The organism is Changchengzhania lutea, assembly GCF_006974145.1.
Lineage (GTDB): Bacteria > Bacteroidota > Bacteroidia > Flavobacteriales > Flavobacteriaceae > Changchengzhania > Changchengzhania lutea.
The window spans coordinates 3,625,346-3,639,061 of the sequence record NZ_CP039456.1; the positions used below are offsets into that span (position 1 = coordinate 3,625,346).

16 protein-coding genes are annotated in these 13,716 nt (G+C 31.7%); all 16 read left to right on the forward strand.

All coding sequences use genetic code 11. The features are described from left to right. Positions 1-68 precede the first annotated feature (68 nt). The 16 genes from FAF07_RS18615 to FAF07_RS16375 all read left to right on the forward strand — a co-directional run bounded on the left by FAF07_RS18615 (position 69) and on the right by FAF07_RS16375 (position 13,713). The gene (locus FAF07_RS18615; RefSeq protein ID WP_185956468.1) at positions 69-221 is read left to right on the forward strand and encodes a hypothetical protein; all 153 of its coding nucleotides are present in this window, start codon (positions 69-71) and stop codon (positions 219-221) included. Between the two features lie 596 nt (positions 222-817). Further along, positions 818-2,149: a cytochrome ubiquinol oxidase subunit I gene (locus FAF07_RS16305; RefSeq protein ID WP_142786114.1), complete on the forward strand. Its 1,332-nt coding sequence runs from the start codon at positions 818-820 to the stop codon at positions 2,147-2,149. A 3-nt stretch (positions 2,150-2,152) separates the two neighbouring features. Further along, positions 2,153-3,226 carry a cytochrome d ubiquinol oxidase subunit II gene (gene cydB, locus FAF07_RS16310; RefSeq protein ID WP_142786115.1) on the forward strand — a complete coding sequence of 358 codons (1,074 nt, stop codon included), beginning with the start codon at positions 2,153-2,155 and terminating at the stop codon, positions 3,224-3,226. 15 nt (positions 3,227-3,241) lie between these two features. Then, entirely contained in the window at positions 3,242-3,538 is a 297-nt protein-coding gene (locus FAF07_RS16315) for a hypothetical protein (protein ID WP_142786116.1), read from the forward strand. A gap of 82 nt (positions 3,539-3,620) precedes the next feature. Continuing rightward, entirely contained in the window at positions 3,621-4,235 is a 615-nt protein-coding gene (locus tag FAF07_RS16320; RefSeq protein ID WP_142786117.1) for a TetR/AcrR family transcriptional regulator, read from the forward strand. A gap of 1 nt (position 4,236) precedes the next feature. Next, positions 4,237-5,487, forward strand: coding sequence for a TolC family protein (locus FAF07_RS16325; RefSeq protein WP_142786118.1), 1,251 nt, complete (start codon positions 4,237-4,239; stop codon positions 5,485-5,487). A 118-nt stretch (positions 5,488-5,605) separates the two neighbouring features. Then, positions 5,606-6,508: an HlyD family secretion protein gene (locus FAF07_RS16330; protein WP_142786119.1), complete on the forward strand. Its 903-nt coding sequence runs from the start codon at positions 5,606-5,608 to the stop codon at positions 6,506-6,508. 18 nt (positions 6,509-6,526) lie between these two features. Then, the gene (locus FAF07_RS16335) at positions 6,527-7,009 is read left to right on the forward strand and encodes a hypothetical protein (protein ID WP_142786120.1); all 483 of its coding nucleotides are present in this window, start codon (positions 6,527-6,529) and stop codon (positions 7,007-7,009) included. Continuing rightward, positions 7,010-7,912, forward strand: coding sequence for an ABC transporter ATP-binding protein (locus FAF07_RS16340; RefSeq protein WP_142786121.1), 903 nt, complete (start codon positions 7,010-7,012; stop codon positions 7,910-7,912). Between the two features lie 62 nt (positions 7,913-7,974). Next, positions 7,975-8,712, forward strand: a complete 738-nt coding sequence (locus tag FAF07_RS16345; protein ID WP_142786122.1) for an ABC transporter ATP-binding protein — start codon at positions 7,975-7,977, stop codon at positions 8,710-8,712. Positions 8,713-8,796: 84 nt separating this feature from the next. Beyond that, positions 8,797-9,183 carry a GxxExxY protein gene (locus FAF07_RS16350; protein ID WP_142786123.1) on the forward strand — a complete coding sequence of 129 codons (387 nt, stop codon included), beginning with the start codon at positions 8,797-8,799 and terminating at the stop codon, positions 9,181-9,183. A 174-nt stretch (positions 9,184-9,357) separates the two neighbouring features. Next, positions 9,358-10,464 (forward strand): ABC transporter permease, encoded by a 1,107-nt coding sequence (locus tag FAF07_RS16355; protein ID WP_142786124.1) that lies wholly within the window; start codon positions 9,358-9,360, stop codon positions 10,462-10,464. Between the two features lie 84 nt (positions 10,465-10,548). Beyond that, on the forward strand, positions 10,549-11,670 hold the full coding sequence (locus FAF07_RS16360) for an ABC transporter permease (RefSeq protein WP_142786125.1): 1,122 nt from the start codon (positions 10,549-10,551) through the stop codon (positions 11,668-11,670). Further along, a complete protein-coding gene (locus FAF07_RS16365) occupies positions 11,670-12,434 on the forward strand; it encodes an LOG family protein (protein WP_142786126.1) in 765 nt (254 codons plus the stop codon). Before FAF07_RS16360 ends, FAF07_RS16365 begins: the two co-directional genes overlap by 1 nt. Beyond that, on the forward strand, positions 12,424-12,819 hold the full coding sequence (locus tag FAF07_RS16370; protein ID WP_142786127.1) for a hypothetical protein: 396 nt from the start codon (positions 12,424-12,426) through the stop codon (positions 12,817-12,819). The genes FAF07_RS16365 and FAF07_RS16370 overlap by 11 nt, the downstream gene beginning before the upstream one ends. Further along, positions 12,820-13,713, forward strand: a complete 894-nt coding sequence (locus FAF07_RS16375) for a hypothetical protein (RefSeq protein WP_246067727.1) — start codon at positions 12,820-12,822, stop codon at positions 13,711-13,713. Positions 13,714-13,716: the final 3 nt, after the last annotated feature.

Below are 13,716 nucleotides of genomic sequence, written 5' to 3' on the forward strand. Positions count from 1 at the left end.
TACATGATTTTTTGATGAATTTGGGCTTCATGTGTGTATACTTTGTAGGACAAAAGTCTCCTTCCAGAATGCCTACTTATATATACACCATATCCAATCCAACATGCGGAGTGGTAACTGATGAAAACAAATATATAGTTGAAAAAAGAGAGAACAAATTATCTTCTGATGTAAGCAATATTCCTGATGATGATAAAATAAATTCAATTCTAGATTTATAAATAGTTTTCTTAATCCCATTCCACACACATTACGCTTCCCTCCTACGTCGTATTCATTATCTCATATTTTATTAAATTAGGAATTCATGAATCTCATTCTTCGATTTCGCATAAAAAGTGTTTATTCAAAAGATTTCTATTGTTTTTCAATGAGAAATAAAATTTGGACACCTGTTTTTAACTAGTAAACTACTCGGGACAAGCCCACGAGGCATTATATAGGAAAAATATTTTTGATTTCGAGGCAAGTCTCGGAGCATTTAAATCTCGATTATCGAGTAAAGTATAGCATTCACTATCTCAACTAAGTGAAAACCGTTGGTGGAAATCCTCGTTTTGGTAATGGTATGTGTGGAATTATTTCCATTTCTATCGTATCTTTGTCTAGCACACTGCACATATTAGGTTGATTTTAAATATTTTACGTGTAGTAACGCAAATATTGGCACCCCTTTTTTACTATTCAAAAAAGTTTAAATCAGTTCAAAGTAAAATAATTCAATTTTAAAAATAGCCTCAATTTGAGGCTCTGTTTGTAATAAAAGTTACTTGGTATTTACTGAGGCTTTTAATTTTTATAGCCTAAAAATTCGGATATGGAAGACATGCTCTTTTACGATAGATTGCAATTTGCATTTACTATCACATTTCACTATATATTTCCACAATTAACAATGGGATTATCATTATTGATAGTCTATTTTAAGTGGAAATATTTAAGAAATAAAATTGAAAAATATAATAATGCAGCAAAATTTTTTATGAAAATTTTTGCTATTAATTTTACAATGGGAGTAATAACAGGAATTCCTATGGAATTTCAATTTGGTACCAATTGGGCAAAATTTTCGGAACTAACAGGTGGTATTATTGGTCAAACGCTTGCTATGGAAGGCATGTTCTCTTTCTTTTTAGAATCCTCGTTTTTAGCGCTATTTATTTTTGGTGAAAAATTAATGGGACAAAAACTACACTTCTTAACAGGGTTTTTAGTGTTTTTAGGGTCTTGGGCAAGTGGTTGGTTTATTTTAGCAACTAATGCTTGGATGCAACATCCGGTAGGTTATGAAATTTTAGATAATGGTAAATACGTGTTGCAAAACTTTTCGGCACTGTTTAGTAACCCTTGGCTTCTACCTGCTTTTTTGCATAATCAATTAGCGTCTGTTGTAACATCTTCTTTTGTTGTAGCAAGTATAGGCGCTTTTTATATTTTAAGAAATAAACATACTGAACACGGAAAATTATTTTTAAAAACAGGTGTAGTTTTTGGATTAATTTCTAGTATTTTATTAGCTTTTCCTACAGGGGATTGGAATGCTAAAAATGTTGCAAAATACCAACCAGCATCTTTTGCTGCGATGGAAGGAATTTTTGAAACAGAAAACGCTGGAGCTGAAATTGTACTTATTGGTCAACCAAATATGGTTGAAAAAAAATTAGACAATAAAATTGCCGTACCAAATATATTAAGTTTTTTAACCTATCAAGAATGGGATAAACAAATCCCAGGAATGGATCAATTTAAAAAAGAAGAATTGCCAGATAATATTCCTGCACTTTACTATTCCTATCATATAATGGTTGGTTTAGGCACAATATTTATTGGCATAATGGCATTAGCATTTTTCTTTTTATGGCAAAAAAAATTGTACAAATTAAAACCATTACTTTGGATAATTATGTTTTTAGTTCCGTTTCCGTATATAGCAAACATTACTGGTTGGTATACAGCAGAATTAGGAAGACAACCTTATCTCGTTTACGGTTTATTAAAAACAAGCGATGGGATTTCTCCAACAGTTTCATCAGGTAATACATTATTTACTTTACTTGGTTTTGTTGCTTTATATATGTTACTAGGTTTATTATTTTTAGTCTTAGTTGGTAAAACTATTAACGAAGGTCCAAAACCTCAAACACATTAAATTATGGAAATATTCTGGTACATAATAATAGCTATTGTTTTAGCTGTATTTTTTATTTTAGATGGTTATGATTTTGGAACAGGAATAATTCATTTGTTTTTTGCAAAAAAGGAAAAAGATAAAGAAGTAATTGCAAAATCCGCAGGTTTATTTTGGGATTCTAATGAGGTTTGGTTAGTTGCTGGTGGAGGAATGCTTTTCATGGCTTTTCCAACTTTCTACGCATCTGTTTTTAGTGGTTTCTACTTACCATTAATAATAGTCTTGTGGTTAATTATTTTTAGAGCTATTGGGCTAGAATTTAGAAGCCAATTTAAGTATCAAATGTGGAAAGATATTTGGGATAAGTCTTTTGGGGTTTCTAGTTTATTATTGGCCTTATTTTTTGGTATTGCTTTGGGTAATATAGTTAGAGGTGTAAATTTAGGTGGTGTTGAAAATGGAGTGTCTGTTTATGAAGGACATTATTTTTTCTTACCATTATGGGATAGTAGTTTTAGTCCATTAAGCAAAACACCTGGAGTTATAGATTGGTTTACAATTATTATAGGTTTAATATCTGTTGTTACTTTAGCTATTCATGGTGCTAATTGGGTGATTTTAAAAACCAATTCATCAATAAATAATAAACTTAAAAGTGTCATTTTTAAGTTAAATATTGTGCTAACGGTACTTACAATATTTTCTTTAATAGTATGGCAAATAGTTAATCCCAATTCTTTAGATAATTTTATTGACAAACCATATTTAATAGTATTTCCTATTATTTATTTTATCGGATTATTTGGATTATTCTTTATTAAAAAAATAAAAAAAGACATCTATAGTTTTGCGTTGTCAACCTTGTTAATCTTAGGAGGAATTACATCATCATTAGCATCATTATTTCCAGTAATATTGCCTTCTATTAATGAAATTAATGAGCCTTTAACAATATATAATACTTCTGCATCAGAATATGGTTTATCTGTAGCTTTAACTTGGGGAATTATTGGCTTTATCCTTCTTTTTGTTTACATGATTATCCAAAAAAGATTAATGGGAGGAAAAATAGATAAAATGGATTATGGACATTAGTATAAAGATCCTATTATGACAGCAACGTTAATTTCCTTAATCAGTATTCTTACAGGAATTATTGCTGCGAACCTACTTGGATATTTTAGGGAAAAATATTCTTTTGGCTTTACAGGAAATACGTTAATTGGTGTTTTTGGAAGTATTTTAATAATAAAATCTTTCGGAAGATTAGGATTCGATCCTTGGTCAATTATGACAGATGGAAATTTTGATGGCTCTTTATTCACAATAAATATCTTGGTATCAGTTATTGGTGGAGCTTTTGGGTTAGTAGTTATTAAATTGATAACGAGTAAATTAAATAAATAACTATTCTAAAATAATCAAACTGTAGTACGTTTGATTATTTTTTGTACATTTGTTAACCAAATGGTTAAACCGTATAGTTGATATGAAGAAAGCAAAAGACGATAACACCGAAGGCCAAATATTGGATGCCGCAAAAAATGTATTTCAATCCAAAGGAATGGACGGTGCACGTATGCAAGAAATAGCAGATAAAGCAGGAATTAACAAAGCCATGCTTCATTACTATTACAGAAGTAAGCAACTACTTTTTGAAGCTGTTTTTAAAAACGCATTCTCATTATTAGCGCCTCAACTAAATGCCATTTTAAATGATGATTCTTCCATTGAAGATAAAATAAAAAATTTCACATCAAACTATATTGCATTTATTATAAAGCATCCTTATTTGCCGAATTTTATCATTCAGGAACTCAATAGAAATCCAGCGTTTATTTTAAAACTTAAAGAAAACAAAGGATTTCCTAATCTTGAAAAATTTAAAAAACAGGTTGCTCTCGAAGTTGAAAAAGGCATTATAAAGCCAATAAGTGCCGAACAATTATTTATCAATATTTTGGCACTTAATGTTTTTCCATTTGTTGCAAAGCCTTTAATCATGGCATTTACAAACGTAAATGATAAAACCTACAAACAACTTATGGAAAATCGTAAAACTGAAGTCGCAGACTTTATTATTAATTCTATAAAGAAACATTAAAATGAAACGCTTCATAATTATTCTAATAATCCTAACAACGCTTCCAAGTGTAGCACAACAAAGTATCACACTGGAAGAATGCTACAGTTTAGTAGCTAAAAATTATCCTTTAGCAAAACAATCACAACTCTTTGAAGCACAAAATAAATTGGATACAGACGTTATTTCCAATGCCAAATTGCCACAATTTAATTTGGATGCTCAAGCTACCTATCAATCTGATGTGATTGAAATTCCTATTCCAAATTCTAATATAGAATCTTTAAATAAAGACCAATATCGTGCAACACTTTCTGTTAACCAACTTATTTATAATGGAGGTGCAACAGATGCTACTTTAAACGTAAAAACCGCTGAAATCAGAACCAAACAAAAACAGGTTGATGTCAATCTGTATCAATTAAAACAAAAGATTAACCAATTATACTTTTCAATTTTATTATCGCAGGAAACCAATGTATTGTTAGAAGCAAAACAAGCACAGTTACAAGCAAAATTGGGCGAAGTACAATCAGGCATTACATATGGCGTGATTTTACCTTCATCCGATAAGGTTCTTGAGGCTGAACTTTTAAAACTAAATCAACAATTTAGGGAAGTAAAAAGTAATAAGGCATCTTTAATAGCAACGCTTTCGAGTATTATTGGTCAATCTTTGGATGATTCGACAATCTTTCGAAACCCTTTGGTTGAAACACCATTAAAAACCGAATTAAACAGACCAGAATTGGAATTATTTCAACTTAAAAGGGATGAAATAGAAAGTAATGAAGCTTTAATAGCCAAACAAAATTCGCCAAAACTACTCGGTTTTGCAACTGGTGGTTATGGTAATCCAGGACTAAATATGCTCGATAATTCATTTCAAACTTTTTATACCGTTGGCATCAAATTAAATTGGAATGTATTCGATTGGAATTCCAACAAAAAACAACGCGAATCCTTGGCCATTAATAAAGATATTGTGGATACAGAGACCGAAACCTTCAAGTTGAATACTAACATAGAACTGAATCAGCAACAAAAGGAAATTTATAAAATTGAAGGCTTTATTGAATCAGATTTAGAGATTATAAACCTTAGGAAAGACGTGCTTAAATCGGCAGACTCGCAACTTAAAAATGGGGTGATAACAGCTTCGGCATATATAACAGAACTGACCAATTTATACGAAGATGAAAACACTTTGGTTAAACATAACATCCAATTACAACTTGCAAAAGCAAATTACAACGTTATTAACGGACAATAAAATATTTCCCGCAGATTTCACAGATGCACGCAGATAAAAAGAATAAAAAAAATTAGAAAAAAATCTGTGTTAATCTGCGAAATCTGCGGAAAACAAAGAGAAACAAAAAAAATAAAACATGAAAAATTACAATTATATATTAGGATTAAGCATTATAGCTACGACTCTATTTTCCTGTGGAAATGATAGCGGAAAAGCAGATGGTTACGGCAATTTTGAAGCGACAGAAATTACCATTTCAGCTGAAAATAACGGAAAATTAATGCAGTTTGATGTTAACGAAGGCAACACACTTGAAAAAGAACAATTTATAGGCTATATCGATACCATTCCATTAGCATTAAAACGAGAACAATTAATGGTGTCTAAAGCTGTGATTAACTCAAAATCTAAAGGTGTATTGTCTCAAATTAATGTGTTGAATGCCAAGTTAAAAACAGCAAACACCAACAAAACTCGAACTGAAAATTTAATAAAAGACAACGCAGGAACACAAAAACAATTAGATGATATTTCTGGCGAAATAGATGTTATAAAAAACCAAATTAGAAGTGTAGAAATACAAAATGCACCAGTTGTTAATGAATTGAAATCTATTGATGTGCAGCTCAAACAAATTGACGACCAAATCCAGAAAAGTAAAATCATAAATCCTGTAAATGGAACAGTTTTAACCAAATACGCAGAACCAAATGAAATTACAGCTTTTGGCAAACCACTTTACAAAATTGCCGATTTAAATACGATGCAACTGCGCGTTTATGTTAGCGAAACACAACTGGCCACTATTAAAATAGGACAACAAGTTACTGTAAAAATTGATGATGTAGAGGCTATGAAATCTTATAAAGGCAAAATTAGTTGGATTGCTTCGGAAGCCGAATTTACACCAAAAATTATTCAAACCAAAGAAGAGCGTGTTGCTCTGGTTTATGCAGTAAAAATTGATGTAAAAAACGATGGTAGTCTTAAAATAGGAATGCCAGCAGAACTATGGATAAACAATTCAGACAATAAATAATCACTAAAACTTAAAACTATGAAATATGTAATTTTCACATTCAGCCTATTGGCTTTAGTAAGCTGTAAAGACAGTAAAAATCAAGAGACAAAAATGGAAAAAGCTGAACAATCTGCTGAAACCCATAACGACCATCAGGAAGCATCTAAGGTCTATGCCAATGCTTGGGCAAGCGAAATCCAATTAAACGATGGCAATAAATGGCAAGCCAATGCAGAAACCAATGAAGGCATATTAAAAATGCAAAACAGCATCGAAACACAAACAACCAGCACATTAGATGCATTTCATAAATTGGCAGAACAGCTGAATGATGACAAAAACTATGTGATAAAAAATTGCACAATGAAAGGTGCTTCACACGATAATTTACACGTATGGCTTTTGCCATTAATGGAAAAAATTGAAGCACTTTCTGAAGCTAAAACGGTGGAAGATGCTTCAAACTTAAAACGCAGTATTGAGGAAAATGTTAATGCTTATCATACTTATTTCGAATAAATGAGTATTACAGTTTCTAACATATCAAAATCCTATAAAAACGTAAATGCTTTACAGGATATTTCTTTTGAGGTAAAAGAAGGCGAACTCTTTGGACTCATTGGTCCTGATGGTGCAGGTAAAACAACACTCTTTAGGATTTTAACAACGCTTTTATTTGCTAATGAAGGCCGTGCAACTGTAGCTGATTTTGATGTGGTTACAGATTATAAAAAAATACGAAACAGTGTTGGCTATATGCCTGGGAAATTCTCATTATATCAAGATTTAACTGTTGAAGAAAATCTAAATTTCTTTGCTACTATTTTCGGAACAACCATTGAAGCAAACTACGATTTAATAAAAGATATTTACGTACAGATTGAACCTTTTAAAGACCGTAGAGCAGGAAAACTTTCCGGTGGTATGAAGCAAAAATTGGCTTTGAGCTGTGCTTTAATCCACAAACCCAAAGTGTTGTTTTTAGATGAACCAACAACTGGTGTGGATCCTGTGTCGAGAAAAGAGTTCTGGGACATGCTAAAACGCTTGCAACAAAAAGGGATTACCATTTTGGTGTCGACACCTTATATGGACGAAGCTGCTTTGTGTGATAGAATTGCACTGATTCAAGATGGAAAAATACTTCAGATTGATACACCTGAAGCGATTGTAAAGCACTATCCGAAGCCAATTTATAATGTAAGCGCAAACAATATGTATCAATTAATAAATAGTTTAAATGCATATGAATTTAATTATAGCGTCTATCCTTTTGGCGAGTTTGTGCATTATACAGACCGTAGAACAGATTTTAACCCTGATGATCTAATAAGATATTTAGAAACTAAAAACGTATTGAATATAGACATTGAAAAAACAATTGCAACTATTGAAGACACCTTTATGGAATTAGCAAAATAGCCTGCAAGGTTTTTAAAATATCCTGCGAGGTTTCCAAAACCTTGTAGGCATAAATAACAAAAATGAACAACAACAAAGTCATACAAGTAGAAGGATTAACCAAAATGTTTGGTGAATTTACAGCTGTAAATACCATTACTTTCGACGTTGAAAAAGGCGAGATATTTGGGTTTTTAGGTGCAAATGGAGCAGGAAAAACCACAGCAATGAAAATGCTGATAGGCATTTCTAATCCAACATCTGGTAAAGCCAAGGTTGCAGGATTTGATGTGTTTACCAATGCTGAAGACATTAAGAAGAACATTGGTTATATGAGTCAGAAATTTGCTATGTATGACGATTTAACCGTTAAGGAAAATATTACTTTTTTTGGTGGAATTTATGGTTTATCGAGAAAACTAATAAAAGAAAAATCAGCAGTTTTAATTGAAGAATTGGGACTTGAAAAAGTTACTAATACACTGGTTGGTGCTTTACCATTGGGCTGGAAGCAGAAATTATCTTTTTCTGTGTCCTTAATTCACGATCCTAAAATTGTGTTTTTAGACGAACCAACAGGAGGTGTGGATCCAATTACCAGACGTCAGTTTTGGGAAATGATTTACAAAGCAGCCAACCAAGGAACTACTGTTTTTGTAACTACTCACTATATGGATGAAGCCGAATACTGTGATCGTGTTTCTATTATGGTTGACGGTAAAATAGAAGCTTTAGATACGCCTAAAAAACTTAAAGAACAGTTTAAGGCAGCAAATATGAATGATGTGTTTTTAAAATTAGCGAGAAACCCATCACCATAAAAAATATCCCGCAGATTTCGCGGATTTTCGCAGACAATAAAATAAAAATCTGCAAAAATATGCGGGAAACAAAAAATTAGAATTATGAATATACTATCAGAAAACGACATATCCTATATCATTCGAGGTGCAATCTTTAAAGTATATAGTGAATTAGGCCCAGGTTTGTTGGAATCTGTTTATGAAACTGTGTTGCTCTTCGAATTGCAACAACAAGGGTTAGATGTAAAAAGGCAAGTGCCATTACCCGTATTTTATGAAGGCAATAAAATGGAATTAGGTTTTCGATTGGATTTATTGGTAAATGATAAAGTATTAATTGAGATTAAATCAGTAGAAAATTTAGCAGAAGTACATCATAAACAGGTATTAACCTATTTAAAGCTTTCAAATTTGAAATTAGGGGTTTTAGTCAATTTCAATGTAGGTAACATATCAAAAGGCATTTTTAGAAAAGTAAATGGCTTGTAGAAAATTAATCCCGCAGATAGCGCAGAATGATGCAGAAATAATAAAGATAAGAATCTGCGAAAATCAGCGCAATCTGCGGGAAACAAAATGAGGTCTACGAGAATCTGTGAGATTTGCGGGAGACATAAGAAAGAAATAAAATTAAAAAGATTCCTGCCTACGCAGGAATAAAGTATGAAACGTTTTATAGGCTTTATAAAAAAAGAATTCTACCACATCTTTAGGGATAAACGCTCGTTGTTTATTCTCTTCGGAATGCCAATTGCTCAAATTTTACTGTTTGGTTTCGCTATCACCAATGAAATCAATAATGTGGATATTGCTATTCTGGATCATTCAAAAGATGCCACTACAGAAGAAATTATTAATAAAATTTCAGCTTCAAAATATTTCACGATAAAACAAATGGTAACTCGTGAAGCAGATATAGCTTCGGTGTTTAAAAAAGGACAGGTTAAAGCAGTTCTAAATTTTGAAAAAGACTTCAGCAAAAACCTAATTAAAGAGCATAAAGCAACTGTACAGATTATTACAGATGCTACAGATCCAAATACAGCAAATACTATTAGTAATTACGTAAATGCCATTCTTCAGAAGTATCAAAAAGAATTAAACAAGGATATTACAATAGCCTATCAAATAGTTCCAGAAACACGAATGGTCTATAATCCAGAATTAAAAAGCGTGTATATGTTTGTGCCTGGTGTTATGACCATTATTCTCATGTTGGTTTCTGCCATGATGACCTCTATTTCCATTACAAGGGAAAAGGAATTGGGTACTATGGAAATTCTCCTGGTGTCGCCGCTAAAACCATTTCAGGTCATTATAGGAAAAGTGTTTCCATATATTTTCCTATCCATCATCAACGCTGTTGTCATCGTTATTTTAAGCATTTTCATTTTTAATATGCCGGTTCAAGGTAGCTTGTTTTTATTGGCTTTAGAGAGTATTCTTTTTATAATTAGTGCTTTAGCCTTAGGGATTTTAATCTCAACCATTTCAGAATCGCAACAAACCGCCATGATGATTTCATTAATGGGATTGATGCTTCCTGTGATATTATTATCTGGATTCATTTTTCCTATTTCAAGCATGCCTATGCCTTTACAAATCATTAGCCATATCATTCCAGCAAAGTGGTTTATCATTATCATTAAAGGCATCATGCTCAAGGGTGTAGGATTACAATTTATATGGAAAGAAACCCTTATTTTATTGGGAATGACGGTGTTTTTTATTGCATTGAGTGTAAAGAAATATAAAATACGATTGGAGTAAAAAAGTAAGTCATCCTGCAAGGTTTTTAAAACCTTGTAGGTATTTTAAAATTAAAAAGAAATTCCCACTTTCGTGGGAAATGATATGAAAACAATTCTATACATCATACAAAAAGAGTTCAAGCAAATATTTAGAAATAAAGGGATGCTTCCTATCATTTTTGTATTACCACTACTCCAATTGGTAATATTATCCAATGCTGCTACATTCGAAGTAAAACACATCAAATTCGGTTATATAGATAATGACCATACATCGACATCAAGAGCATTAGTAGAAAAATTTAATGCGTCCACTTATTTTGATGTCTTAACAGATTTTCCTTCGGAAGCGTTAGCAAGTTCAGCCATGTTAAAAGGCGAAGTGGATGTTGTTTTAGAAATTCCTCATTATTTTGAACGTGATTTACAAAAAGAAAAATACATCGATTTAGGTGTTACCATTAATGCTATTGATGGTGCAGCAGCTGGTGTTGAAAATGTATATGTTACTCAAATAATTCAGCGTTTTAATCAACATTTAAAAGTAGATTTATTACAACCTTCAGACAAACTAGTACAGCCCACAAATATTGACACTATTCCTTTATTCTGGTATAACGAAACCTTGAATTATAAAACCTTTATGGTACCAGGTATTCTCGTGTTATTGGTTTCTATGATTACCTTATTTCTTTCAGGAATGAATATTGTTCGAGAAAAAGAAATTGGCACCTTAGAGCAAATCAATGTGACACCAATTAAGAAAAGTCAGTTTATTATTGGGAAGCTTTTTCCGTTTTGGGTTATTGGAATGGGTTTATTAACGGTTGGATTAATACTGGCAAGATTAATTTTTAATGTGCCCATGCTTGGTAGTTTAGTACTCATGTATTTATACACCTCCATTTATATTTTAGTGATTTTAGGAATAGGGTTATTCATTTCAAATTTTACGGACACGCAACAACAAGCCATGTTTATTGCTTGGTTTTTTGTAGTCATTTTTATTTTAATGAGTGGTTTATTTACACCTATTGAAAGTATGCCTAGATGGGCACAAATAGTTACAGAATTCAACCCTATAAAGTATTATGTAGAAGTGATGCGAATGGTGATGCTTAAAGGTTCTGGATTTATGGATATACTTCCACTGTTATTAAAGACACTTCTGTATGCACTTATAATGAATGGTTTAGCGGTTTGGAGTTATAAAAAGACAACTTAATGAAAACTGTTAAAAAAATAATACTTTCTAAAGACGAGTCCTTGTTTGTTAGAGGTCCTTTATCTCGTTTTAAGGAATTGACCTTTGCTTTTAAAGTGTTTTTTAATTTTATAAAAGCCTTTAGGAAAATGCATTTTATTGGGCCTTGTGTGACTGTTTTTGGTTCAGCACGATTTACAAAAGATTCCGAACATTATAAAAATGCCGAAAAAATTGGAGCTGCCTTAGCCAAAACAGGATTTACAGTGATGACAGGTGGTGGTCCAGGCATTATGGAAGCTGCCAATAAAGGTGCTTTTCAAGCTGGAGGAAAATCGGTTGGTTGCAATATTATTTTACCTTTTGAACAAAAACCAAATCCGTATCTGCATAAATGGATCAACATTCCGTACTTTTTTCTTCGAAAAGTTATTTTGGTGAAATATTCATATGCTTTTGTGGTCATGCCTGGAGGCATAGGTACGCTCGATGAACTCTTTGAAGCTTTAACCTTAATACAAACGAAAATCATTCAAGATTTTCCTGTAGTTATTTTCGATTCAGAATATCATAAGGAATTGTGTCAACATATTCATTTAATGGCAGAAAATGAAAGTATCAGTCCAGATGATATGAAACTACTTTTTGTAACAGATTCTGTGGAAGATGTAATTACTCATATTGAATCGCATTCCATAAAAAAATTCGGACTAGTTAAAAAACAAGTCAAACCAAAATGGTGGTTAGGTGAACAAAACAATAAACTAATACAAAATGAAAACTAAAAAGATTATCAATACTGTAAGTGCTATTATTTTAGCACTGTTTGCATTGCTTACTTTATTTTTAAGTAGCTCTGTCATTTTCGATTGGTTTGGCATTAGAGCCAAAGAAGGTAACTATGTCTTGCTTATAGTTTGGGCAAACTTTATTTGCAGTATTTTATATTTATTTGCTGTATATGGATTTTTAAAAAGAGCAAAGTGGACGTTTTGGTTGTTAATTACAGCTTTAGGTATCTTAATTGTTGCTTTTATAGCTTTGCTGTTTTATGTTAACAATGGCGGAGTTCACGAAGCTAAAACAATAAATGCCATGATTTTTAGAATGCTGGTTACTTTAAGTTTCTCACTTGTAGTATTTTTCAATATAAATAAGAAACTCAAATAAATGAAAACAAAAGCTTGCATCTTGTTTTTGTTTTTATGGTCTGTACAATTTGCTTTTTCGCAAAAAAATATAGATACACTTCCACAACTGGATTTGTATAAAGTAGCTTTAATCAATCAAAGCGATAGTTACATCACATTCCCGACAGATATTGGAAATATAGAACCCTTAATGTTTGAAGCCAAGGTAAATCCATCATTTGTTATAAGAGAACGAAAAGATTCAAAAATATTAGCCTTATTAACACCACAGATTATTATCAGGATGTATAATGAAGAATCCTATCCTGTTCGTACACCAAGTTATATTCCGCAAATTTCATTTTATTATTTAGCTAATAAAACAGACGCACTAAATTACTTGGTATTATTCGGTAAAGTAGCTCATCATTCTAATGGACAAGATGGTAGTTTTTATAATGAAGACAACACAATCAACTTAAAATCAGGGAATTTTGCAACTAATTTTTTTGAATTCGGTTTTCTTAAAACAGGATATAGTAATAGGTTGAAAGCAATTAAAACTTTAAAAAGCTCGATTGAAATTCATCCTAAAAGTTGGATGTTACAAGAATTGAAAGGCAAGTATAGTGGATTGCGTTGGCATAACACATTTACATCGTTTAAGTTTCCTTTAAGGGATTCTCATAGCGATAGAGCAATTTTTTCTTTAAAAGCTGAAGCAACGCTAATGTTAGATAATTATAATGATTTGGACATTTTTGATTTAGATCGATTTAATGCAAGTGTTACCTTTTACTATCATCCCAAATTTTTAGAAGATATTGGGTTATTTGTCCAGTTTTGTCATGGCATGGATTATTACAATATTTATTTTGAACACCAATTATCTATGGTGCGTTTTGGTATAATGACCGAAATCTTAAAATTTTAAAAC

Bases quoted from the DNA above. Each gene is read 5' to 3' on its own strand.
- FAF07_RS18615 (WP_185956468.1), top strand. From the start codon at position 69: ATGCCTACTTATATATACACCATATCCAATCCAACATGCGGAGTGGTA.
- FAF07_RS16305 (WP_142786114.1), top strand. From the start codon at position 818: ATGGAAGACATGCTCTTTTACGATAGATTGCAATTTGCATTTACTATC.
- cydB (WP_142786115.1), top strand. From the start codon at position 2,153: ATGGAAATATTCTGGTACATAATAATAGCTATTGTTTTAGCTGTATTT.
- FAF07_RS16315 (WP_142786116.1), top strand. From the start codon at position 3,242: ATGACAGCAACGTTAATTTCCTTAATCAGTATTCTTACAGGAATTATT.
- FAF07_RS16320 (WP_142786117.1), top strand. From the start codon at position 3,621: ATGAAGAAAGCAAAAGACGATAACACCGAAGGCCAAATATTGGATGCC.
- FAF07_RS16325 (WP_142786118.1), top strand. From the start codon at position 4,237: ATGAAACGCTTCATAATTATTCTAATAATCCTAACAACGCTTCCAAGT.
- FAF07_RS16330 (WP_142786119.1), top strand. From the start codon at position 5,606: ATGAAAAATTACAATTATATATTAGGATTAAGCATTATAGCTACGACT.
- FAF07_RS16335 (WP_142786120.1), top strand. From the start codon at position 6,527: ATGAAATATGTAATTTTCACATTCAGCCTATTGGCTTTAGTAAGCTGT.
- FAF07_RS16340 (WP_142786121.1), top strand. From the start codon at position 7,010: ATGAGTATTACAGTTTCTAACATATCAAAATCCTATAAAAACGTAAAT.
- FAF07_RS16345 (WP_142786122.1), top strand. From the start codon at position 7,975: ATGAACAACAACAAAGTCATACAAGTAGAAGGATTAACCAAAATGTTT.
- FAF07_RS16350 (WP_142786123.1), top strand. From the start codon at position 8,797: ATGAATATACTATCAGAAAACGACATATCCTATATCATTCGAGGTGCA.
- FAF07_RS16355 (WP_142786124.1), top strand. From the start codon at position 9,358: ATGAAACGTTTTATAGGCTTTATAAAAAAAGAATTCTACCACATCTTT.
- FAF07_RS16360 (WP_142786125.1), top strand. From the start codon at position 10,549: ATGAAAACAATTCTATACATCATACAAAAAGAGTTCAAGCAAATATTT.
- FAF07_RS16365 (WP_142786126.1), top strand. From the start codon at position 11,670: ATGAAAACTGTTAAAAAAATAATACTTTCTAAAGACGAGTCCTTGTTT.
- FAF07_RS16370 (WP_142786127.1), top strand. From the start codon at position 12,424: ATGAAAACTAAAAAGATTATCAATACTGTAAGTGCTATTATTTTAGCA.
- FAF07_RS16375 (WP_246067727.1), top strand. From the start codon at position 12,820: ATGAAAACAAAAGCTTGCATCTTGTTTTTGTTTTTATGGTCTGTACAA.